The sequence below is a fragment of the Rhodopseudomonas palustris genome, from assembly GCF_013415845.1.
Classification (GTDB): domain Bacteria; phylum Pseudomonadota; class Alphaproteobacteria; order Rhizobiales; family Xanthobacteraceae; genus Rhodopseudomonas; species Rhodopseudomonas palustris_F.
This window is the reverse complement of record NZ_CP058907.1, coordinates 785,767-808,772: the sequence shown is the minus strand read 5'-3', so window position 1 is coordinate 808,772 and position 23,006 is coordinate 785,767. Positions and strand designations below refer to the sequence as shown.

20 protein-coding genes and 1 riboswitch are annotated in these 23,006 nt (G+C 64.5%); of the genes, 4 read left to right on the top strand and 16 right to left on the bottom strand.

The annotated features are described in order from the left end of the window. Window positions 1-108 precede the first annotated feature (108 nt). From HZF03_RS03765 to HZF03_RS03710, 12 genes are all read right to left on the bottom strand, one after another. Complete coding sequence (locus HZF03_RS03765; RefSeq protein ID WP_119017481.1) at window positions 109-1,500, bottom strand: vWA domain-containing protein; 1,392 nt, start codon at window positions 1,498-1,500, stop codon at window positions 109-111. Continuing rightward, complete coding sequence (locus HZF03_RS03760; RefSeq protein ID WP_119017480.1) at window positions 1,500-2,447, bottom strand: AAA family ATPase; 948 nt, start codon at window positions 2,445-2,447, stop codon at window positions 1,500-1,502. The genes HZF03_RS03765 and HZF03_RS03760 overlap by 1 nt, the downstream gene beginning before the upstream one ends. Then, window positions 2,444-3,553 carry an acyl-CoA dehydrogenase family protein gene (locus tag HZF03_RS03755; protein WP_119017479.1) on the bottom strand — a complete coding sequence of 370 codons (1,110 nt, stop codon included), beginning with the start codon at window positions 3,551-3,553 and terminating at the stop codon, window positions 2,444-2,446. Before HZF03_RS03755 ends, HZF03_RS03760 begins: the two co-directional genes overlap by 4 nt. Window positions 3,554-3,627: 74 nt before the next feature. Beyond that, entirely contained in the window at window positions 3,628-4,224 is a 597-nt protein-coding gene (locus HZF03_RS03750; protein WP_119017478.1) for a c-type cytochrome, read from the bottom strand. 144 nt (window positions 4,225-4,368) lie between these two features. Further along, window positions 4,369-5,622: a PQQ-dependent sugar dehydrogenase gene (locus HZF03_RS03745; RefSeq protein WP_119017508.1), complete on the bottom strand. Its 1,254-nt coding sequence runs from the start codon at window positions 5,620-5,622 to the stop codon at window positions 4,369-4,371. Window positions 5,623-5,884: 262 nt separating this feature from the next. Further along, complete coding sequence (locus HZF03_RS03740) at window positions 5,885-7,534, bottom strand: OFA family MFS transporter (RefSeq protein WP_119017477.1); 1,650 nt, start codon at window positions 7,532-7,534, stop codon at window positions 5,885-5,887. A 63-nt stretch (window positions 7,535-7,597) separates the two neighbouring features. Beyond that, window positions 7,598-7,813 (bottom strand): formate dehydrogenase subunit delta, encoded by a 216-nt coding sequence (locus HZF03_RS03735; protein WP_119017476.1) that lies wholly within the window; start codon window positions 7,811-7,813, stop codon window positions 7,598-7,600. Continuing rightward, window positions 7,803-8,633 (bottom strand): formate dehydrogenase accessory sulfurtransferase FdhD, encoded by an 831-nt coding sequence (gene fdhD, locus HZF03_RS03730; protein WP_119017475.1) that lies wholly within the window; start codon window positions 8,631-8,633, stop codon window positions 7,803-7,805. Before fdhD ends, HZF03_RS03735 begins: the two co-directional genes overlap by 11 nt. Continuing rightward, the gene (gene fdhF / locus HZF03_RS03725; protein ID WP_119017474.1) at window positions 8,633-11,479 is read right to left on the bottom strand and encodes a formate dehydrogenase subunit alpha; all 2,847 of its coding nucleotides are present in this window, start codon (window positions 11,477-11,479) and stop codon (window positions 8,633-8,635) included. The genes fdhD and fdhF overlap by 1 nt, the downstream gene beginning before the upstream one ends. A 12-nt stretch (window positions 11,480-11,491) precedes the next feature. After that, a complete protein-coding gene (locus HZF03_RS03720; protein WP_119017473.1) occupies window positions 11,492-13,048 on the bottom strand; it encodes a formate dehydrogenase beta subunit in 1,557 nt (518 codons plus the stop codon). Continuing rightward, window positions 13,045-13,515 carry a formate dehydrogenase subunit gamma gene (locus HZF03_RS03715; protein ID WP_119017472.1) on the bottom strand — a complete coding sequence of 157 codons (471 nt, stop codon included), beginning with the start codon at window positions 13,513-13,515 and terminating at the stop codon, window positions 13,045-13,047. Before HZF03_RS03715 ends, HZF03_RS03720 begins: the two co-directional genes overlap by 4 nt. A gap of 264 nt (window positions 13,516-13,779) precedes the next feature. After that, on the bottom strand, window positions 13,780-14,673 hold the full coding sequence (locus tag HZF03_RS03710) for a LysR family transcriptional regulator (RefSeq protein WP_011156298.1): 894 nt from the start codon (window positions 14,671-14,673) through the stop codon (window positions 13,780-13,782). Window positions 14,674-15,126: 453 nt separating this feature from the next. On the opposite strand from HZF03_RS03710, the gene HZF03_RS03705 reads away from it, so the two are divergent. After that, a complete protein-coding gene (locus HZF03_RS03705) occupies window positions 15,127-15,780 on the top strand; it encodes an HD domain-containing protein (RefSeq protein WP_119017471.1) in 654 nt (217 codons plus the stop codon). Between the two features lie 142 nt (window positions 15,781-15,922). Here HZF03_RS03705 and HZF03_RS03700 read toward each other — a convergent pair whose 3' ends face one another. The 4 genes from HZF03_RS03700 to HZF03_RS03685 form a co-directional block, all read right to left on the bottom strand. Next, a complete protein-coding gene (locus HZF03_RS03700; RefSeq protein ID WP_119017470.1) occupies window positions 15,923-16,612 on the bottom strand; it encodes a TadE/TadG family type IV pilus assembly protein in 690 nt (229 codons plus the stop codon). 12 nt (window positions 16,613-16,624) lie between these two features. After that, complete coding sequence (locus HZF03_RS03695; RefSeq protein ID WP_119017469.1) at window positions 16,625-17,203, bottom strand: TadE/TadG family type IV pilus assembly protein; 579 nt, start codon at window positions 17,201-17,203, stop codon at window positions 16,625-16,627. Between the two features lie 10 nt (window positions 17,204-17,213). Next, on the bottom strand, window positions 17,214-18,620 hold the full coding sequence (locus HZF03_RS03690) for a TadE/TadG family type IV pilus assembly protein (RefSeq protein WP_165858093.1): 1,407 nt from the start codon (window positions 18,618-18,620) through the stop codon (window positions 17,214-17,216). A 555-nt stretch (window positions 18,621-19,175) separates the two neighbouring features. Further along, window positions 19,176-20,399, bottom strand: coding sequence for a BtaA family protein (locus tag HZF03_RS03685; RefSeq protein WP_119017467.1), 1,224 nt, complete (start codon window positions 20,397-20,399; stop codon window positions 19,176-19,178). 152 nt (window positions 20,400-20,551) lie between these two features. Between HZF03_RS03685 and HZF03_RS03680 the strand changes: the two genes are divergently transcribed. The 3 genes from HZF03_RS03680 to HZF03_RS03670 all read left to right on the top strand — a co-directional run bounded on the left by HZF03_RS03680 (window position 20,552) and on the right by HZF03_RS03670 (window position 23,000). After that, window positions 20,552-21,289, top strand: coding sequence for a class I SAM-dependent methyltransferase (locus HZF03_RS03680; RefSeq protein WP_119017466.1), 738 nt, complete (start codon window positions 20,552-20,554; stop codon window positions 21,287-21,289). Further along, complete coding sequence (locus HZF03_RS03675) at window positions 21,286-21,609, top strand: DMT family transporter (RefSeq protein ID WP_011156292.1); 324 nt, start codon at window positions 21,286-21,288, stop codon at window positions 21,607-21,609. The genes HZF03_RS03680 and HZF03_RS03675 overlap by 4 nt, the downstream gene beginning before the upstream one ends. A gap of 44 nt (window positions 21,610-21,653) precedes the next feature. Next, window positions 21,654-21,868, top strand: a riboswitch (cobalamin riboswitch). A gap of 73 nt (window positions 21,869-21,941) precedes the next feature. After that, window positions 21,942-23,000: a HoxN/HupN/NixA family nickel/cobalt transporter gene (locus tag HZF03_RS03670; RefSeq protein WP_119017465.1), complete on the top strand. Its 1,059-nt coding sequence runs from the start codon at window positions 21,942-21,944 to the stop codon at window positions 22,998-23,000. Window positions 23,001-23,006: the final 6 nt, after the last annotated feature.

The following is a 23,006-nucleotide window of genomic DNA, read 5'->3' as shown; positions in this document are numbered from 1 at the left end:
GGCGGGAAGTCAATCGCCGCATCTTGTGCGGCGCAACTAACTGCCGCGAAATTGAGCCGCCTGTGCAGCCGGTCGGCGCAAGACCAGCACGCTGCTGCCGCGCAGCGGCTACTGATAAGCCGCAACGATGTCCGAAACCGCGCGTTCGAGCTGCTTGGCGGTGGCGCATTGCCGAACCACGTTGCAGAACGGCGCGTAGCGGAACATCTCCGAATCGCCCCAGCCCCACCCCATCCGGCCTTCGGGATTGAGCCAGACCACGCGCTTGGCGCGCTCGGAGATGGTGCGCAGGATGTCGGTGCGCGGATCGAGATTGTTGCTGCGGGCGTCGCCGAGCACGATCACCGTGGTCTTCGGCGTCACCGCGCGCAGCCAGCGTTTCTCGAAATCCGCCAGCGACGAGCCGTAATCGGACGAGCCGAACCCGACCTTCGACATGATCTCGCGCATCGCCGCTTCCGGTTCCTGCTTGTCGAGGATATCGCTGACCTCGATCAGGTGGCCGGAGAACGCGAATGAACGAACGTCGTCGACCACCTCGTGCAGGCTGTGGATCAGCAGCAGGAAGAAATCCGACACCTGCGCCACCGAGCCGGAAACGTCGCACAGCGCCACGATCTGCGGCCGGTCGCGGTGCCGCCGCTTCCAGGCGGTGAGGAACGGGATGTTGCCCCAGGCGGCGTTGCGGCGGATGGTGCGGCGGACGTCGAGATGGCCGCGGCGCTGCCGCTTGCGCGGCTTGCTGTAGCGCTCGCGTAAGCGCCGCGCGATGGCGCGGATCAGCTCTTTCATCTGCTCGACCTGCCGCCGCTCCAGCCGCATCATCGGCGCGTTGCGCAGAACCTCATGGCGGAGATTCTCCGCCTCCTCGCGGCCGTACAGCAGCAGCGCCTGCGCCACCATTTCGCGCACGCTGTCGCGCAGGCCGTCGAGCGCGGCGGCGAGGCGCTCGGCCTGCGCCGGATCATCGGCCTTGAGCCGGTCGAGATCGTCGCGCAACTGACCAATGCCGAGCGCTTCCATCATCCGGCTCTGAAACAGGCCTCGCTGCGTGAAGAACCGGATGTTGGACAGTGACGCTTCATTGGCCGCGCCGGCGAGCGCTGCAGCAACCGCGCTGCGATCCTGCGCCAGCAGCATCTGCGCCAGTTCGCCGAGCTCCGGCGGCGCTGAGCCTTCGCCGCCGCCCTGCCCCGGCGCGCCGCTACCGCCGGCCTGCGACGCATACGTCGCGCTGTCCGCCTGCTGATCGGCGTCTTCGCCAGCATCCGCACTGGTCTTCGGCTCAGGCCGGCTGAAGAACAGATCGAAGCACTGCGCCAGCGCCTGCTTCTCGTCCTGGGTCTTGGCCAGCGTCACCAGCAGGGTGTCGCGCAACAGGCCACGATCGGCGAAGCCGACCTCCGACACTGCCCGCATCGCGTCGATGCTTTCAGCCGGCGACACCCGCACGCCGGCGCCCCGCGCCGCCCGGAAGAAGCGGTGCAGCTCCTCGCGCATCAGCCGAACACACCCTCGCGCCCAGCCTTGGCGACGAAGCCGGAGACCTGCGGCAGCGCCGTCTCGATGTCGGCTTCGTATTTCAACAGCACGTTGAGAGTGTCCTTCACGGTCTGGTGGTCGAGCTCGCTCGCCTGCAGCAGCACCAGCACCCGCGCCCAGTCGATGGTCTCGCTGACCGACGGCAGCTTCTTCAGGTCGAGCGCGCGGATCTGGTTGATGAACCCGACCATCTGCTTGCGTAACGTCTCGCCGGCGCCTGGCACGCGGCTTTCGACGATGCGCTCTTCCAGCCTCTGTTCGGGAAAGCCGATGTGCAAATGCAGGCAGCGCCGCTTCAGCGCATCCGACAGGTCCCGCTCGCCGTTCGAGGTCAGCAGCACCAGCGGCTTCACCGTGGCGCTGATGGTGCCGAGCTCGGGAATCGTCACCTGGTAGTCCGACAGGATCTCCAGCAGCAGCGACTCGAACTCGGCGTCCGACTTGTCGATTTCGTCGACCAGCAGCACGCAGCCCTCTGGTTGCTCCAGCGCCTTCAGCAGCGGTCGCGGTTCGACAAATTCCTTGGAGAAAAACACGTCGCCGAAATCGTGCAACCGGTCGAGCGCGTCAGACAACGTCTGCGCGCCGCCGAGCACTTCGCCGAGCTTGTCCTTGAGGATCTGAGTGTAGAGCAGTTGCTTGGCGTATTTCCACTCGTACAGCGCCTTGGCCTCGTCGAGTCCCTCGTAGCACTGCATCCGGATCATCTGCAGGCCGCGCCAGCTCGCCAGCGCTTTCGCCAGCTCCGTCTTGCCGACGCCGGCGGGGCCTTCGACCAGGATCGGCTTCTCGATCTTCTCGGCCAGATACACCGCGGTGGCGATCTGGCGGCTGGCGATATAGCCGACCGACGCCAAACCTGCGGTGACGGCCTCGATGGATTGCATCGGCAGATTCGCAGTCATTGCTCTTGATTGCTCCAAAGAGATTGGCCGAGGGCGATCTGCCGCTGCTTGCGCGGCTCGCGCGCGACATTGGCCAGCACGTCGAATGCCGCCAGCGATCGGGTGAGTTGGTCGTCGATGCGGTCCGGAGACAGCAGCGCACGCAGCTCATCGACGAGTATGCGCGCCAGACTGCGGACGCCGATCACACGCGCGCCATTCGGCGCCTCGCCACTGTCCAGCGCCCGCACGGCGGCGGCGCTTCCCGCCTGCGCCAGCGCTAGAAGCCCAGCAAGGCGGCCGAGCGTCAGCGCGTGCTCGTCACTCCGCTCGATCTGCACAGCGACGGTGCGCAGCAGCCGGTCGAGAAAACCGACCGTGGTGGCAGTGGCGACCGTGTCCTCAAGATCACGGAACGGCAGCGCCATCGCCGGATAGGCATCCGGCATGGCGCCGATCCGCGCCGAGGCTGGCACGACGCAGTTCTCAAAGCTCAGCTCGCAATGCGAGGCCGGCTTCAGCACGTCGAGCGACGGCATCGGGGTCAGCGTCAATCCCGCGGTGCCGCGCGGCAGCAGGAACAGGCCGTAGCGCTTGCGGCCCTGCTCGACACCGGTGATCGCCAGCACCAGAAACAGATCGGCGACCGGACCGTTGGTGATCCACGCCTTACGACCGTTGATGACGTAACCGTCGCCCTGCTGCTCGGCGGTCGTCTGGAGATGTTTCGGGTGCGCGCCCGCACCAGGCTCCGAAATCGCCACCGCGGCCCAGCCGCGTCCCGAAGCGATCCGCGGTACCAGCTCGCTGCGCTGCGCCGCACTGGCGAAACCCGCGATGAAGAACCGGGCGATCAGTTGCCGGCCGGCAAACGCCGTGGCGAGGCCGAGTTCGCCGGTCGCCGCCGCAATCGCCTGTTCGGCTTGCGCGATCGCCCCATAGCTATCGAGCGCCGCATCGCCGTCGGGAAGGCCGATTTCGAACAGCCCGGCTTGCGCCATCGGTGCAAACGGATCGCCACCGGATTGATCAACGGTCCGCGTCCGCCAACGCGCGATACGTTCGGCGACCGCAGCGATCGTCGCCTGGGTCGCGACTGGCGCGTCCGGTGTTCGAAGCTCTGTCATGGTTTGGCTGTGTAGAACAACCGCGCCGCGACGGCGAGCCTTTGTTGCATTCCGGCAAACGGAAAGTCGACAAACTACTCGCCGGTCAGATGGGCGAGGTAGTGCGCCAGCGCGTAGATTTCCTCTTCGCTCAGCTGATAGGCGACGTCGGCCATCGCGGCCATCGCGCCCCCAGAGCGCTGGCCGGATTTGAATTCGTTCAGTGCCTTGATCAGATATTCTTCGCGCTGGCCAGCGAGCCGCGCCGTCGCTTTGGTGCCGGCGAAACTGTCGGTATGGCAGGACGCGCAGCGCCGGCCCACCGCGGCCTCCGCCCCCTTGCGCGACAGCTCCGGCTTTTCATCCGGCTTCGGATTCTTCATTGGCGGCAGTGACGCGAAATACGCACCGAGATTGCGGATGTCCTCGTTGCTGAGATCTTCGACCACCGACCTCATACTGGCGTTCTCCCGGGTGCCGGCCCGGAAGAACACCAGCTGCCATTGAATGTAGAGATCGGGCTGTCCGGCCAGCGACGGGGTGTACTCCATTTTCGAGATCCCGTTCTCGCCATGACAGATGGCGCAGACCCCGGCCTTGGCCTTGCCGGCCTCGATGTCAGCGGCGACAATAGGAGACGCAAGCAAACTAAAACAGAACGACAGCAACAGCGCAGCAAGCAAGCGAGTCATGCAAGGGGCCTCTGTTGGCTCAGAGCTTGTGGTTTGACGAATGGGATTACGAGCGACACGCGATCATCGCGATCACATCCCGGGGCGGCCGCCTGCGCGAGCGCTCCGGAATGACGCAGGCGGAGAACACAAGCGTTCAGTCGCTCACTTGCTGTAGCTGATCCGATAGATCGCGCCGGCCCAGTCGTCGGCCACCAGCATCGAGCCGTCCTTGGCCAGCACGATATCGGCGGGACGGCCGAGATAGCCCTGGTCGCCTTCGATCCAGCCGGTAGCGAAGTCTTCCTGCTTGGCGTTCTTGCCGTCCGGATCAGCGATCACCCGCTTGATCAGGCCACCCTGATACTTGTGCCGGTTCCACGAGCCATGTTCGGCGATAAAGATGTTGTTCTTGTATTCGGCCGGAAACTGGTCGCCGGTGTAGAACTTCATGCCGAGCGGTGCGACGTGGGCGCCGAGATTCAGCACCGGCGGAGTGAACTCCGAGCACTTGTGCCCCATCGCGAACTTCGGATCCGGCATGTCGCCCTGATGACAATACGGATAGCCGAAATGCTCACCGAGCTTGGCGATCATGTTGAGCTTGTCGCTCGGCATGTCGTCGCTGATCCAGTCGCGGGCGTTCTCGGTAAACCAGTATTTGCCGGTGCGCGGATCGACGTCGCCGCCGACCGAATTCCGCACGCCGAGCGCGACGATCTCGGCATTGCCGGTCTTGGGATCGACGCGGCGGATCTGCGACACCGAAGTGGGCGGAATGCCGATGTTGAAAGGCGGGCCAAACGGCACGTAGAACCAGCCGTCCTTATCGGCGGCCAGATACTTCCAGCCGTGGGCGACATAGGACGGCATGTCGTCGTAGACGACCTTGCCCGAGCCGAGATTGTCGAGGTTGGCCTCGGCATTATCGTAGCGGATCAGCTTGTCGATATCGACTACGTACAGCGCGCCATCGCGGAACGCGACGCCGGTCGGCATCTTCAGGCCCTTCAGGATCGTCTTGACCTGCTTCTTGCCGTCTTTGTCGGTGATCGCATAGACGCTTCCGACGCCGAACGAGCCGACGAACAGCGTGCCGTTGTCGCCCCAGGCCATCTGCCGGGCGGACAGCACGCCCGAGGCATAGACTTCGATCTTGAAGCCCGGCGGAAGCTTGATCTTCTTGATCATCGCCGCGAGTTCGGCATCGGACGAGCCGGTCGGCGGACCGGCGGGCGGCGCGAGGCCCTTCTGCGCTTCGGTCTCATCGCCAAGGAACCAATCGGGCGGCGGGTTGGTCCAGAATTCCTTGGTGCCGGATTCGTATTTCTTCAGCCCCTGCGCGCCAGCCTGCGAGATCGCAGCGGCCGCCAATGCAATGGCGCAGGCAACAGCGGATCGTGTGAAGACCGATGTCATCGCGTTCACTCCCTCGGCAGCCAATCCGGCCGCTTTGATTCTTATTAGTTGGAACGGTTCGCGTCGGATCGTCGCCGGCGGAGGACGCCGGTCGCGAGACGCTATCACATCCGTTTCGGGAGAGAAGAACGATTGCGAGTGAATCGCGATGAACATTCGCTGCGCCGCAATCGATGCAGTGCAATGAAGCGCGTAGCAAAGCCATCTCGTCAGAGAATAGACGGGACGGCGGCACGCCGCCGTCCCGCAACATCGGTCGAGATCAGAAGATCTTCATCGCATTCTGCAGCGTGATCCACACGCCCCAGGCAAGCGGAATGCCGACGAACATCCAGAATGCCGCGGCGCGTGCATCGAGGCCGCCCTTGCCGATGCCGTAGGAACCGCCGCCGGCATTGACGGCCGCGCCCTTGGCCTGCAGGGCTGCGACTTCCTCCGGCTTCATGAACCACTTGTCGGCGAGCGGCTTCACCAGCGCATTGCAGATCAGGCCGAGCACCAACATACCGGCGAGGATGTACATCGTGAAGTCATACACTTGCGCGCGCGGCACGCCGGCGGCGATCTGTGCCTCGCGGATGTAGTTGACCACCACCGGACCGATGATGCCGGCAGTCGCCCATGCGGTCAGCAGCCGGCCGTGGATCGCGCCGACAAACTGGGTTCCGAAGATGTCGGCCAGATACGCCGGCACGGTGGCGAAGCCGCCGCCATACATCGACAGGATGATGCCGAAGGCGAGTACGAACAGCGCCTTGCTGCCCATCGCGGCGAGCGTCGGCACCAACGCGTAGAGCACGATGCCGAGCAGGAAGAACACGTAATAGGTGTTCTTCCGGCCGATGTGATCGGACAGCGACGCCCAGAAGAACCGGCCGGCAATGTTGAACAGCGACAGCAGTCCGGCGAAGCCGGCGGCGATGCCGGCGATCACGGTCTTCTGCTCGGCGGAGAGCTGGTTGAACGACAGATCCGGCAGACCGATCAATTTGCCTCCGAATATCTCCTGCAGCATCGGCGAGGCCATGCCGATGACGCCGATGCCGGCCGACACGTTGAGGCACAGCACCGCCCAGATCAGCCAGAACTGCTTGGTCTTGTGCGCGTCCTTCAGGTGCACCTGGTGAGCGGTGATGTAGGCGTTGTTCTTTTCCGGCGGGGTCCAGCCGTCCGGCCGCCAGTTCGGCGGCGCCAGGCGATAGGAGAACGCCCCGATGGTCATGAACACGAAGTAGATCAGCCCCATCGCCAGGAAGGTCTGCCACACGCCGACATCGGTCGGGGTCTTGAAATAGTTCATCAGCATGTTGGCGAGCGGGGCGCCGATCATTGCGCCGCCGCCGAAGCCCATGATCGCCATGCCGGTGGCCATGCCGCGGCGATCCGGGAACCACTTCACCAGCGTCGACACCGGCGAGATGTAGCCGAGGCCGAGACCGATGCCGCCGATCACGCCGGAGCCGAGCCACAGCAGCCAGAGCTGATGCAGGTAGATGCCGAGCGCGCCGAGCACGAGTCCGCCGGCCCAGCACAGCGCGGCGACGAAGCCGGCCTTGCGCGGGCCGACCCGCTCCAGCCAGCCGCCCCACACCGCGGCCGACGCGCCGAGCAGCACGAAGAACAGCGTGTACATCCACCCCATCGAAGCGACGTGCCAGTCGCAGGTGGTGGTGAACAGCTCCTGGACGATGGTCATATCGGCGCAGACTTTCGGCGCCGACAGCCCGACCGCGCGCGACAGCGGCAGCCAGAACACGCTGAAGCCGTAAGCCATGCCGATGCAGAGGTGGATGCAAAGTGCCGCCGGCGGCACCAGCCAACGATTGAAACCGGCGGTAGCGATAATCCGTTCGCGATCAAAAATACCCGGCCGTACGCCGGACAGCCGTCCGGCCCCATCCAATATGGTCATGTCGTTTCCTTCCCCTGTTGCGGCCGTCCGTTTTCGGACTGACCGTCGTCCCATGCGCCCTTGCTAAGTTACCCCTTTCAACGCCTCCACTGCGGCCCGCACCTCGGGCGCGAGCCCATCACCCCCGGCCTCGAGATGCGCGATGATCGCCCGCCGCATCCGCGGCTCCCAGAACTTTTTCAAATGTTCGGTGATACCAGGGATCGCCTTGTCGGGCCCCTGGCTGCGGAAGAACGCGCCGATCTGATTGGCCATGTACACCAGCCGGTCAGGCGACATCGGCAGCTCCCTTGTGATCGATCTCGACGATGCGCTGCGGATGCGTGAAGATTTCGAAGCCGTCCGACCGTGCGATCGCGGCGAGTGTAATGCCCGCAGCCTCCGCCATCCGCACCGCGAGCGCGGTGGGCGCGGAGACTGCGACCAGCACGGCCGCGCCGATCGCGGCGGTCTTCTGCACCATTTCCACCGACACCCGGCTGGTCAGCAGCACGATGCCGTTCGCTGCATCGATGCGATCTCGCGCCAGCGCGCCAACGAGCTTGTCGAGCGCATTGTGGCGGCCGACATCCTCACGCACATGCAGGATGCCTTGCTCCGGCGTGAAGTAAGCGGCGGCGTGCACCGCGCGGGTCTCGACGTTGAGCTTCTGTAGCGGCGGCAGGGCCTCGATCGCGACGATGATGTGCTGCGGCGAGAAGCTGCGGCCAGCACCGACGGTCGCGACCGGACGAACCGCCTCGGCGATCGAATCCACCCCGCACAGCCCGCAGCCGGTCGGCCCGGCGATATGCCGGCGGCGCTGTTGCAGACGTTCGGCGACGTCGCCCGCGAGCCACATCCGCAGTTCGACGCCATCGTCGTGCGGCACGATCTCCAGGCTGTCGATCTCGGCGGCCTGCCCGATCACACCTTCGCTCAGGCTGAAGCCGATCGCGAAGTCTTCCAGATCGGCCGGCGTCGCCATCATCACCGCCTGGGAGGAGCCGTTGTAGCTGATCGCGACCGGCGTCTCGTCGGGAATCGCGCGCGTGCCGGACTGCATCCGGCCATGACGCCAGACCCTGGTCTTGCCTGTGTGGACGGTCGACCGCGCCATCACTCCGCCGCCTCCGCCGGCACCGCGATCCGCCGCGCAGCCGTAGCCTGCTGCTCGTAGGAGCGCTGCCACTCCGAGGGGCCGTTCGACGGCGCGACCTGCACAGCCGTCACCTTGTATTCCGGGCAGTTCGTGGCCCAATCCGAATACTCGGTCGTGACGACGTTGGCCTGCGTGTCCGGGTGATGGAACGTGGTGTAGACGACGCCCGGCGCGACGCGGTCGGTGATCAGCGCGCGCAGCGTGGTCTCGCCGGCCCGGCTGGCGAGCCGTACCCAGTCGCCGTCGCGCACGCCGCGCTGCTCGGCGTCGTGCGGATGGATCTCGAGCCGGTCCTCGTCGTGCCACACCGTATTGGCGGTGCGCCGCGTCTGCGCGCCGACATTGTACTGCGACAGGATCCGGCCGGTGGTCAGCAGCAGCGGGAAGCGCGGCCCGGTGCGCTCGTCGGTCGCGACGTACTCGGTAATGACGAACTTGCCCTTGCCGCGGACGAAATGGTCGATGTGCATCACCGGCGTGCCTTCCGGCGCCCGTTCGTTGCACGGCCACTGGATCGAGCCGAGTTCTTCCAGCCTGTCGTAGGACACGCCCGCGAAAGTCGGCGTCAGCGCCGCAATCTCGTCCATGATCTGCGACGGATGCGTGTAGTTCATCCTGTAACCGACTGCCTCGGCAAGCCGCAGCGTGACTTCCCAGTCTTCCAGACCATTCTTCGGCGACATCACCTTGCGGACACGCTGGATGCGGCGTTCGGCATTGGTGAAGGTGCCGTTCTTCTCAAGGAAGGTCGACCCCGGCAGAAAGATATGGGAGTAATTGGCGGTCTCGTTGAGGAACAGGTCATGGACGATGACGCACTCCATCGCTTCGAGACCGGCGGCGACGTGCTTGGTGTTGGGGTCGGACTGCAGAATGTCCTCGCCCTGCACGTACAGCGCCTTGAACGAGCCTTCGACCGCGGCGTCGAGCATGTTGGGAATACGTAGGCCCGGCTCGTTGTCGAGTTTGACGTTCCATAGCGCCTCGAAGCTCTCGCGCACCGAGTCGGTCGAGATGTGGCGATAGCCCGGCAGTTCGTGCGGGAACGAGCCCATGTCGCACGAGCCCTGCACGTTGTTCTGGCCGCGCAGCGGATTTACGCCGACGCCGGGGCGGCCGAGATTGCCGGTGGCCATCGCGAGGTTGGCGATCGCCATCACGGTGGTCGAGCCCTGGCTGTGCTCGGTGACGCCGAGGCCGTAATAAATCGCGCCGTTGCCGCCGGTGGCGTAGAGCCGCGCGGCCTCGCGCAGCGCTTGCGGATCGACGCCGGTGAAGGCCGCGGTGGCTTCCGGGCTGTGCCGCTCGTCGGAGACGAACGCCGCCCAGTGCTCGTATTCGCTCCAGTCGCAGCGCTCGCGGACGAAGGCTTCGTTGGCGAGTCCTTCGGTGACGATAACGTGGGCCAGCGCGGTCAACACCGCGACGTTGGTACCGGGCTTCAGCGGCAGATGCTGCGCGGCCTCGACATGCGCCGAGCGCACCAGATCGATCCGGCGTGGATCGACCACGATCAGCTTGGCGCCCTGGCGCAGCCGCTTCTTCAGGCGCGAACCGAACACCGGGTGGCCGTCGGTCGGGTTGGCGCCGATAATCATCACCACGTCGGCGTGCTCGACCGAGTCGAAATCCTGGGTGCCGGCCGAGGTGCCGAACGCGGTCGACAGACCGTAACCAGTCGGCGAGTGGCAGACGCGGGCGCAGGTATCGACATTGTTGTTGCCGAACCCGGCGCGGATCAACTTCTGCACCAGGAAGGTTTCTTCATTGGTACAGCGCGACGAGGTGATACCGCCGATCGAATCGCGACCGTATTTGGCCTGGATCCGCTTCAGTTCGGACGCCGCATAGGCAAACGCCTCGTCCCAGCTCACCTCGCGCCACGGCTCGGTGATCTTGCCGCGGATCATCGGCTTGAGAATGCGCTCCTTGTGATTGGCGTAGCCCCAGGCGAAGCGGCCCTTGACGCAGGAATGGCCGCGATTGGCCTTGCCGTCCTTGTAAGGCACCATGCGCACCAGCTCTTCGCCGCGCATCTCGGCCTTGAAGGTGCAGCCGACGCCGCAATACGCGCAGGTCGTCACCACCGAGCGCTCCGGCGTGCCGATCTCGATCACGCTCTTTTCGTTCAGCGTCGCGGTCGGGCAGGCTTGCACGCAGGCGCCGCAGGACACGCATTCCGAGCCGAGGAAGCTCTCCTGCATGCCGGGCGACACCACGGAATCGAAGCCGCGGCCGGCGATGGTCAGCGCGAAGGTGCCTTGCACCTCCTCGCAGGCGCGGACGCAGCGCGAGCAAACGATGCACTTCGACGCATCGTAGGTGAAATACGGATTGGACTCGTCGAGGCCCGGATTGGGATGCTTCTCGCCGGAGTAATCGTAGCGCACGTCGCGCAGGCCGACCGCGCCGGCCATGTCCTGCAGCTCGCAATCGCCATTGGCCGAGCAGGTCAGGCAGTCGAGCGGATGATCGGAGATGTACAGCTCCATCACGCCCTTGCGGATCTGCTTCAGCCGCTCGGTCTGGGTGTGGACCACAAGGCCGTCGGCGACCGGCGTGGTGCACGAGGCCGGGGTGCCGCTGCGGCCATCGATCTCGACAAGGCACAGCCGACATGAGCCGAACGCATCGACCATGTCGGTGGCACAGAGTTTCGGGATCGCCGTGCCGATCTCCATCGCGGCGCGCATAATCGAGGTGCCCTCGGGTACGCTGACGCTGCGACCGTCAATCGTCAGCGTCACCATGTTTTCGGAGAGCGACGGCGGCGTGCCGAAATCGGTTTCGTGGACCAGAGCCATATCGATCGTCCTTTATTCCGCGGCCTGCAGGCGGCGCGGCGCGAGGCCGAAATCTTCCGGGAAGTGCGTCAGCGCGCTGAGCACCGGGATCGGCGCGAGGCCGCCCAGCGCGCACAGCGAGCCGAACTTCATGGTGTTGCAGAGGTCTTCGAGCACGGCGATGTTGGCCGCAGGCCTGTCGCGGGCGATGATCTTGTCGACCGTCTCGGCGCCGCGGGTCGAACCGATCCGGCATGGCGTGCACTTGCCGCAAGATTCGTGGGCGCAGAACTCCATCGCGAACCGCGCCTGCTTGGCCATGTCGACGGTGTCGTCGAACACCACGACGCCGCCGTGCCCAACCATGCCGCTCCGCGCGGCGAACGCCTCGTAGTCGAACGGCGTATCGAACAGCGCGCGCGGGAAGTAAGCGCCGAGCGGGCCGCCGACCTGGACGGCGCGCACCGGGCGGCCGCTTAGCGTGCCGCCGCCGATCTCGTCGACCAACTCGCCGAGGGTGATGCCGAATGCCACCTCGAACAGCCCGCCGTGCTTGATGTTGCCGCCGAGCTGGATCGGCTTGGTGCCGCGCGACTTGCCCATGCCGCAATCCGCATAAGCCTGAGCGCCGCCGTCGAGGATGTAGGGCACCGCCGAGAAGGTGAGCACGTTGTTGATCACTGTTGGCCGGCCGAACAGACCCTTATGCGCTGGAAGCGGCGGTTTGGCCCGCACCGTGCCGCGCTTGCCCTCGAGACTCTCCAGCATCGAGGTTTCTTCGCCGCAGATATAGGCGCCGGCACCGACCCGGACTTCGATGTCGAACGAATCCGTCGAATGGCAGATGTGCTCGCCGAGATAGCCGGTGCGCCGCGCCGCCTCGATCGCGGCGTTCATCGCCTCGACGGCATGCGGATATTCCGAGCGGATGTAGATGTAGCCGCGGGTAGCGCCGACCGCGATGCCGGCGATCGTCATGCCCTCGATGATCATGAAGGGATCGCCCTCCATCAGCATCCGGTCGGCGAAGGTGCCGCTGTCGCCCTCGTCGGCGTTGCAGCAGATGTATTTCTGGCCACGCCCGGCCTGGGCCACGGTGCGCCACTTGGTGCCGGTCGGAAAGCCTGCGCCGCCGCGACCGCGCAGGCCGGACTTGACGACGTCGTCGATGATCGCGTCCGAGCTCATCTTCAGCGCGCGTTCGAGCCCGCGATAGCCGCCATGAGCGCGATAATCGTCGATCGAGCGCGGATCGACGATGCCGCAGCGCGCGAAGGTCAGCCGGGTCTGCCGCTTCAGCCACGGGATCTCCTCAGTGAGCCCCTGCCGCAGCGAATGCGGCCCGCCGGCCACGATCGCATCGAGCAGCGACGGCACATCGGCCGGCGTCACCGGCCCGTAGGCGACGCGGCCCTCCGGCGTGTCCACCTCCAGCATCGGTTCGAGCCAGTACAGCCCGCGCGAGCCGGGGCGGACCAGATCGACCGGCAGCTCGCGCGCGTGCGCCTGATCGACCAGCGCGGCCGCGACCTCGTCGGCGCCGACCGCGAGCGCGCCGGAATCGCGCGGGATGAAGATGCGCAAACTCATCGCTGCGCCTCCGCCAACAGAGCGTCGAGCTTGGCGGCATCGAGCCGGCCGACCACGCGCTCGTTGATCATCGCCGACGGTGCCGTGGCACATAGGCCGAAGCAATAGGCAGGCTCCAGCGTCACCGCACCGTCCGCGGTGGTGGCGCCGAAGGTGACGCCCAGCCGGGTCTCGGCATGCGCCGCCAGCGCATCTCCGCCGGCGGCCTGGCAGGCCTCGGCGCGGCACAGCTTCAGCACATGGCGGCCCGGCGGCTCGCGGCGAAAATCCGGATAGAAGGTGAGGACGCCGTGGACTTCGGCGCGCGACAGGTTCAGCGCCTGCGCGACCATCGGCTCGGCATCCGGCGGCACATAGCCGAACGCCTGCTGCAACGCCTGCAGCATCAGCAGCGTCGCGCCTTCCTTGTGCGTCAGCCCGGCGATGATGTCGCTCGCGCGGGCGGGTTCCCATGGTTCGTATTGCATCGGCGCTCTTCGTCGTCGTGGATCGCCGGATGAGAATGAGAATTGTTCAAAAGATCAATAAAGCTGTCCAATGCTGCGATAAGGAATCCGCAACGACAAGGGGAATTGACACCGTCATTCCGGGGCGCCGCACAGCGGAGACCCCGGAATCCCGAGGTTGTTTGCGGACGGAGATTCCGGGTTCGCGAGCTGTCGCTCGCGCCCCGGAATGACCCGTGGAGGCTGCCTGCGCTCCACAGCTTTTCCGTCAGCAGTCCGCCCTGATCAGCTCTGCAACGTCGGCGCAACCTCACGCGCCACCTGCATCAGGGCTGCGACCAGCGGCGTGTAGGGCTCGCGCGGCGGCACCACCAGACCAATGCTGTAAGCGACCATCGGCTCGACGATCGGAATGGTGCGGACTTCGTCGCCGAGCCCGAGCGTCTCGGCGAGCTTGGCCGGCATCACGCTCGCCCATCGCCCCGTCTTCACATGGGTGTAGAGCACGATGATCGAATTCGAGGTCAGCGTCGGCTGGGCCGTGGTGCCCGCGGCGCGCAGCGCGCGGTCGATGATACGGCGGTTCTGCATGTTGGGCGTCAGCAGGCACAGCGGTACCTGACCGACCTCGCGCCAGGTCACCTGATCGCGGTCGCCGAACATCCCGTCCGGAGAGGTGATCAGCCGATAGCTTTCCTGATACAGCGGCACGCTGCGGACTTTGCCGACCGGCTCGTTCTCGGTGTAGGTCAGCCCGGCGTCGACTTCGAGGTTTTCGAGCAGGCCGAGCACTTCCGAGGAGGTGCAGGACAGGATGCTGAAGCGGACATTGGGGTGCCGCGCGCGGAACGGCGTGGTGAGCTGCGCCACCATGCCGAGCACGGTCGGAATCGCGGCGATCCGCAGTTCCCCGGAAAGCTCGGCCTTCAGCGCCCCGATATCCTGGCGCATCGCGCGGCTGTCGGCAACGATCCGGCGCGCCCATTCTAGCGCCCGCTCGCCCTCCGGCGTGAAGCCGAGAAACCGCGAGCCGCGCTGCACCAGCATCACGCCCAAGATCTCTTCGAGCTGCTTGATGCCGGTCGACATCGTCGGCTGGGTCACGCCACAGGCCTCGGCGGCTCGGCCGAAATGCCGCTCCTTGGCGAGCGCGAGTAGCAGCTCGAGCTTGTCGATCAAACCGGCCTCTTGGAAATCCTGGTGAATTTCAAGAGTCTTGCCCGATCAGGACGCATTCGGCAAGGCGGCCCGGCGAGCCAAGCCTTGCGGCACCGCGGGACAACAATAACCCCGCGTCCCGGTTGCGTATCGGGAGCGCGGGGCCAGTCTGGGGAGAGACGCTGCTGGCGCGGGAAGCACGAACCATCCGCACCACGCTTCGTCATGGATAAACTAACTGATCGACACGACGGCAGCTTGAGATGGATCAAGCTCACGCGAATTGTTTGCAGGGGCTATGCGTGCGTTCTCCGATCACTTAATGAAGTGCCCTGCATCGTCTGCTTCGTCCGAAACACTTCGTCCTTTTGTGCAAGCGCAGCAAAGGCGCAATACCCGACCGACGGACAACGCAGCTCGGCAACGCCCGACGCGGGTGTTAAGCATCGTGACGTTCCCTCTTTTGGATAGCAGATGCTACACGATCATTTCCTGCATCCGGCACTGGCTCAGTCGCTCCTCCCGCATGCATTTGACGTCCGTGACGGCGCTCATGATGAGGCCCATCTAGTCCGTGTTTGGCGCAACGTCGCCGAGATTGCGGCTGTCGAGGGCGGGGATACCGAGATATTGGTCGCTGCAACGATCCTTCATGACTGCATATGGATCGACAAAGCTTCGCCGGAACGGAAGAGAGCTTCGATCCTCGCGGCGAACAAGGCCGATCAGGTTCTGGCCGCACGGGGTTGGTCCGCCGAGCGCAGACACCGCGCATGCCACGCCATTGAGGCGCACAGCTATTCGGCCGGGATCACTCCGACCAGTCTTGAAGCAAAGATACTCCAAGACGCCGACCGTCTGGATGCAATCGGATGGATCGGCGTAGCGCGTTGTTTCTACCTAGCCGGAACGCGGAAAGCCCACATCTACGACATCAAAGACCCGACCGGCGCCCGGCGCTCGCTCGATGATATTTCCTTTGCATTGGATCATTTTCAGACCAAGCTTTTGCATCTCGGGGAGAATTTCTGCACCTCAACGGGACGCAGCATCGCGGCCCAACGCTCCGCCAGACTTCAAGAGTTCTATCAAGGCATTCTGGACGAGATTGGCGAACTCGGCCACTAAGGATCTACAGCCCCGTCCGCTACCGTCATCCGCGGGCTTGACCCGCGGATCCATCGCAAGCGTAGCGCGCAGCAAAAAATCTCCCGGACGATGCCCGGCAACAACGTCGGCCGAAACCGCTCGCCGCCGACGCGGCGCTTTGCTAACAATTCTTGTACTGCAAGTGCTGGAGACACGTGCACGTGGTCGTCGAGCTGGAGTACTTGACGTCATAATAGGCGGGGCCATTCGAATTGGCCGGACTATCGGTTGAGCAGCGAGGAAACATCCACACGGTGTCGGTCAGATTGACGGTCCCGCTGATCGCAAACCCGAGATTGGGCGTATAGGCGTACGAGACTTCTCCGACGATGAACGACACCTGATCATTCTGGTTGTTCGGATTACTCGCGTTGCCGACGATCCCGTTCAGCGACGTCGGCACCGTCAGGCCGGACAGGCTGGTTCTCCCCGACCCGAAGGTCGCGCCGTTAAACGAGCGGCTCCACTGCAGGGTCAGGTTGCCATTTGCGTCGCTGGAAACCTCAGACACGGTGACCGTCAGAAGCGACTTGCCGCTGCTGTCATTGACGGAATATGGCGCGATCGTTGCAGTTGCCCCGGTGAGAATGTTCTGCATCGATGTGGTGCTGAGCGAAGTATTCTGCGTCACCATATCAGCCACGGAGTGGGCCGTCGCGCTGACCTTGACGCTGATCGCCATTCCGTTCGCGAGCTCGACTCCGCCGATGAACAGCGCCAGCAGAAACGGCACCACGATCGCGAACTCGGTGGCCGCCACGGCATCGACATCGGCCTGCAAACTCCTGACGGAAACTGATCGGCGGATCATGGGCTGGAACCTCTACGGATTGGCAGGCTCGTTCTGGAATGCTGCGGACGCCATGATCAGGCGGGACCCATTTGGCTGATTTGCCAAATTGAAGGCGATCGGCCCGAAGAACATCGGCCAGAGATACATCACCCGAACGACGACGATGTCGCCGGCGTGGCCGGGATTGAATTGCCAGCTGTTGTTGACGTTGCCGTTGCTATCATAGGTCAGCGCCGGCATGCCGATATCCGCCGACGACCAATTGTTGGCGACGTTGACGTCGACCATCAGCCCCGAGCAACTGAAAAGCACGTTGGCATTGGTGCAGACGGTCTGCTTGAAGGCGGCGGCCGACGCCGCCGGCGTCAGGCTGACATTCTGCGCCTGAACCTGCCCGGTCAGGATCTGGCGGGCCGATTTCCGAACCGTGTTTTCGAGAACCGACTGCGCAAAGAACAACAGAAAGGTCTGGATCAACGCGACAATGATCGCGAAGAACGGCGTGGCGATCAGCGCGAACTCCACGGCGGTGGCGCCTGCGCGATCCCTGCCGAAGGCCCCGATGCAACATCGCCCCCGCTTGATCGCTCTCAGTCCAAATCGGGCCATGGCGGGTTTCTCATTGCGTGAGGCTGGCAGTACTCGACGCGACCTTGAGGAACAGATCCGTCAAGGCCTGCGTGATGTTGCCGCCGGTTTGAACGTTCGAAAAGAAGCCCGGGGAGGCGCAGGCTTGCAGATTCTTGGCGATGGCGCCGGTCGAAGACGTCGGCTCGTCGTAAGCATCGATCCAGCTCATGTACCAAGTGTCCGTCACCGGAACATTGGGAGTCTTGAGCTGCAGATACTCGGTATAAAGGATTGCAATCTTGATGCCTCTGTTCTTGATCGTCGTACAGATTGCGGTGTCGAGCGGCTGCTGGCAGCGGCTGTTGGAGGCGTAGCTGCCGTTGGGGCAGGACGAGGAGATCTTGTCCTCCACGCCGTCGGTGACGAGGAAGACGACTTCCTGGGGCGTATCGCCCGACGCATTGCTGCCAAGGCCCGGGCTCGGCATGATGCCATTGAGGCTGGTGAGGGCCCCCGCGATATCCGTGCCGTTATCCGTCTTGCAGTTGGTCGTCGGCACCACGCAGTTCTGATAGGCGACTGGCATCAGCGCAATGTTGGAAACCTGGGCTCCGGCCGTCGTCGGGGTCGTGAGCGACGCCAGCGTGTTCAGCCCCAGGTCGAACGTATAGAGAGCCGCTCGGTACGTGGTATTGTTCAGGGCCGACATGCACTGCATGACTCCCCCCGAGACTCCGGACTGCGGGCAGTTCGACCAGGTGTTGAGCAGCTGATTGACAGCGCTGGTCACAAGATCGATCCGCAACGTGATGTTGTTCGCTCGCGCGATGGCGAGATTATCCTTGGTCCCGCCGTCATGTGCGATGTTCGTTTCGTGACAGGCGAAGCCGCAGTTCTGCGAGGATGACGCCTTCTGGTACTTCGGAGCAGTGGAAGCAATCAGATTGCTGATGTCGGTCGCAGTCGCACCGATGCCCATCGAGGGCGAATCATCCATCAACAGATAGAAATTCATATTTGGCGCGCTGGACGCCTGCGCCGTCGATGCGCCACTGATCGCCCATGACACATTGTTCATAAGCAGCTGGGGGAAATTGTTCAGGGATGCGGCGTTGTAGGACACTTTGACGGTGCGCTGAAGCCCCACGTCAGTGATCGTAATGGTCGGCGTCGGCACCGACGTCAACCCGGACGCCAGCCGGTTGGCGGTCGACATGAAGATCGCATAGGCGGTGTTTTGTGCCACGGCGTCAGTTTGCATCAGCATGGCCGGACGAACGGCCGCGATGGCGGCAGCGTCAGCGGCGGCGTCGAGTTGCTGCTTCTTGCGCAGCGCCTGGGTGAAGTCGAGCGTCATGCCGAGCAGAAAGATGATGGGAATCATCACGAGCGCGGTAATGACCGCGATGTTCGCTTTGCGATCTCGAACGAAGCGAGACAACAGGGCGTCAGACATGACTTCCATCCCAATCGCTTTGGTCCAGCGGGCGTCTTTTCGATGGAGTGAATGCCGAGAAGAGAAAAGCAACGAGCGCTCTCTCTGCTACGTTTTGCAGCAGTGAATGTTGGAGAGGCACCGCTAAGCAATGCTTAAGCCGACCGCGTGAACGTCCGCACTTGAAAGTCGGTCGAAGCTGGTCCGAGCGGTTTGTTTAAGAAGCAGTAAACGCCCGAATCCCGGGACGCCCTTCTGGGTTAGCGATCCTGACCTAAGACCCTGTTAGCCAAGTATTATTTGATCTGGACGGGGGCAGTCGCGCCCGCATCGGCTCGACCTGAATGCCCCATGCTGGCTGCACAGCCGTCGATTAGTTCACCAGCACCGGGCTGACGTGCTCGCGTCTGCTGCGCCATCCTCAGTCCGCAACCGGACGATGTAACTCTACGGTGGAATCAATGCAGCCTGATCGGCATGGAGTCGGCAGTCGCAAAAAAACGAAGCTTGCCAGCAATGATCCTGGACTCGTTCGGCCCGCCCTCAGCCTCGGACGAACCCTATCAGTAGTCCTGCCTAGCTCCCCGCCCCCGAGCGACGCATATAGCAGTGGAAGCCGCCATAAATCCCCGACCGGTCGCGGTCGAAGCCGATGGCGCTGCGTTCGGCGTCGCGTTGCCAGGTCTGCTGCAGCGGAGCCAGCGGCTCGGTCTCCAACGGGGATTCGGCGCCTGCGGTGCGGAAGATCACCCGCACTTGCTCCTTGCCGGCGCGGTCGATCGCGTCCCACAGCGCGCGGATTTCGTCCGGCGCCATCCAATCCTGCGAATCCAAGAGCACCACGGCATCGATCTGGCGGGCCGGCAGGCTCTCCAGGAACACCCGCAGGTTCTCGTGCACCGGGATCACCAGCCCGGCGCCGGCGCGCATCTGCTGATAGCGGCTCTCCTGCAGATATAGCGGCAGGCAGCGGTCGCCCGGGCCCGCATAGCTGCGGCTCAGCGCCTGCCAGGCGAAGTAATTGGTGTCGTTCGGATAGACATCGATCAGCCGGAGAAGGCGCTGATGCAGCACTTCGTTGAGCGGCTGGTCGCCACCGAGCAACTCGCGCTGCTGCGGCGGAATGCCGAGGCTGAACAGCAGCGCCGGAGTCCGGGTAAGCATGCGGGCGAACCGCGAGTGGAACAGCCAATCGACGCGCTGCAGCGCTGCCCGCCGCTCCGGCGAGTCCGGCGCGCCCTTCAGCAGCACGTTGAGGTCGATCTTGGCGATCTTCGCCAGCAGATGCGCAAAGCCGATGAAGCGTCCGAGCGCGCCGTGGCGATAGAAGCCGTCGGTGAAATAACGGTAGCGGGGCCGGCCGCGGAAGTCGCGCTCGTCCCAGAAGCCGCGGGCGTCGAGATCGAGCGCGGGGCGCAGCCGCCGGCGATACAGGTCTGCGTTACCGGCCGCGGTGCCTTCGCCGAAGAACTGCCAGAACGATGCATAGTCCGGCAGCGCCCGCAGGCCGGCGAGCTTCAACTTGAGCAGCGCCAGATGCGCCTCGTTAAGATCGACCGCAAATACCTGCGCCGGCTTGGCGGTGAGGTAGGACAGCGCGTTGCAGCCGCCCGACGAGATCGTCACGATGGTGGAACCGATCGGCAATTGCAGAGCCGCGAGGTCGGCCTCGGGATCTTCCCAGATCTGGGTATAGACCAGGCGACGAAACCAGATCGAAAACAAAGCGTCCCACAGCGTCGACTCGCTGCGATCCTTGCTGTTGCGGACGGCGTCCGCGATCAGTTGCTGCGTGTTCATCAAATCCTCGACTCGGCAATCGATCCAAATTAGCTGCGCAACACTGCAGTTTTGCGACAACGCGGAACTGATCGGTGGCAACGCCTTTGTCATCACCCTGTCGCTTGAAATCGCGATGGAAGGCGGATGATGCCGAACCAGGGTGGCAGGCCATGACGACGCTCACTCGCACCGATCTTCCGCGCACCGCGCTGACGCACCCCGAACTCATTGCCGATCCGGCGTGGCCGGTCGACGCGACCTCGCGCATGAATCGGATGTATCGCTATCAGCGGCACATCTACGACCTGACCCGCCGGTACTATCTTCTCGGCCGCGATCGGCTGATCGCCGAGCTGCAGCCGAACGCGGCCGAAACCGTGCTGGAAGTCGGCTGCGGCACCGGCCGCAACCTGATCCAGGCGTCGACCCGATACCGCGAGGCGAAATTCTACGGATTCGATGTGTCGACCGAGATGCTGACCTCGGCGATCAGTTCGATCGAAGGCGCCGGGCTGATGGCCCGGGTCAAGGTCGCGCATGGCGACGCCACGGCCTTCACCGCACAGGCGGTGTTCGGCCAGTCGGTCGCGTTCGACCACGTCATGATTTCCTACAGCCTATCGATGATCCCCGACTGGACCGCAGTGATCGATCGCGCTGTCGCCAACCTGAAGCCGGGCGGCAAGCTGCACATCGTCGATTTCGGCGACCAGCGCGGCCTGCCTTCAGTGGCGCGCAACCTGCTGCGGCGCTGGCTGACGCTGTTCGACGTCACCCCGCGCGACAGCCTGGAAGCCGTCCTGATGCAAGTCGCGGCCCGAACCGGCGCCGGCCTGCGGTTCGAGCGGCCGTATCGGGGCTATGCGCAGCGAGCCGTGCTGACGCTGCCGCCGCGCAAGAAGCCATGACCGGCTGGCTCGCGCTGTTTGCCGCGGGCCTGATGGAGATCGTCTGGGCGCTGGGGCTGAAGCATTCCGAGGGCTTCACCCGGTTCTGGCCCGCGGTCGTGACACTGGCCGCCATCCTGGCCAGCTTCGGCCTGATGAGCATAGCCTTGAAATCGCTGCCGTTCGGCACCGCCTATGCGGTGTGGACCGGAATCGGCGCTGCCGGCAGCATCGTGGTCGGAATGACGCTGTATGGCGAGCCGGCCAGCGGGCTCCGGGTGTTGTGCCTGTCGATGATCGTCGCCGGCATGATCGGGCTGAAGCTCAGCACTCCCGCCTAGGCAGCACAACCAAGGCGGCGATTGACAAAGCAGGCCCGCTTCCATTTGATCGCGCCCGTTCAGGTGTGCCGGGAATCGTCCGGCACAGGGAAGCCGGTGCGGGCCCAAGCTTATGGCCGCAAACCCAAATCCGGCGCTGCGCCCGCAACTGTGAGCGGTGAGCGATCCTTCAATCGGCCACTGGGCAGCACTTGCCCGGGAAGGCGAAGGATTGCGACGACCCGTGAGCCAGGAGACCGGCCTGAGTACGTCATCTTCCACCGTGCGGCGCGCGCGGCTGGAGCGGTCCGCCGCACAGGTGACAGGATGCTGCTCACCGGCCGGAGACCGCCATGACCGATCTCGTTCTGCCCGCTTCTTCCGATGGATTCCGCTTCCGCCTGGTCGCGGTGCTCGGCGGCCTGGTGCTCGCCAATATCGCCGCCTGGGCCTGGGCGCTGACCGCGTTCGCGGGCGAGCCGGTGCTGATCGGCACCGCGGTTCTGGCCTATAGCCTCGGCCTGCGCCACGCGCTCGATGCCGATCATATTGCGGCGATCGACAACGTCACCCGCAAGCTGATGCAGGAGGGCAAGCGGCCGGTCGCGGTCGGGCTGTTCTTCGCGCTCGGCCATTCCACCGTCGTGCTGGTGGCGTCGCTGGCGATCGCAGTCGCAGCCAATTCGCTGACCGAACGGTTCTCGGGCTATCGCGAGATCGGCGGGGTGATCGGCACCTCGGCGTCGGCGCTGTTTCTGTTCGCGATCGCCATCGCCAATCTGTCGGTGCTGAGCGGCGTGTATCGGGCGTTCAAGAAGGCCAAGGCCGGCGAGGTCGTGCACGACGACGACATCAACGCGCTGCTGCAGCAGCGCGGCTGGCTGGCGCGGCTATTCCGGCCGCTGTTCCGCTTCGTCTCCAAGAGCTGGCAGTTGTTTCCGATCGGGCTATTGTTCGCCCTCGGCTTCGAGACCGCCAGCGAAATCAGCCTGTTCGGACTGGCCGCCAACGCCTCCGGCAGCATTTCGCACTGGACGATCCTGGTGTTCCCGGCGCTGTTTGCCGCCGGTATGACCCTGGTCGACACCCTCGACGGCGTGCTGATGCTCGGCGCCTATGGCTGGGCGTATCGCAATCCGATCCGCAAGCTGTACTACAACATGACGATCACGACGGTGTCGGTGCTGGTGGCGCTGCTGATCGGCGGCATCGAGACGCTCGGACTGCTCGCCGGGCGCTTCCATCTCGAAGGCGCGTTCTGGGAGTGGATCGAAGAACTCAATTCCAATTTCGGCGCGCTCGGCTACGGCATCGTGGCGCTGTTCGTGGCGAGCTGGATCGTCTCCACCATCATCTATCGCCTCAACGGCTATCACCGGCTCGACCAGGCAGCCGCGGCCGTGCAGAAATGAGCGCGG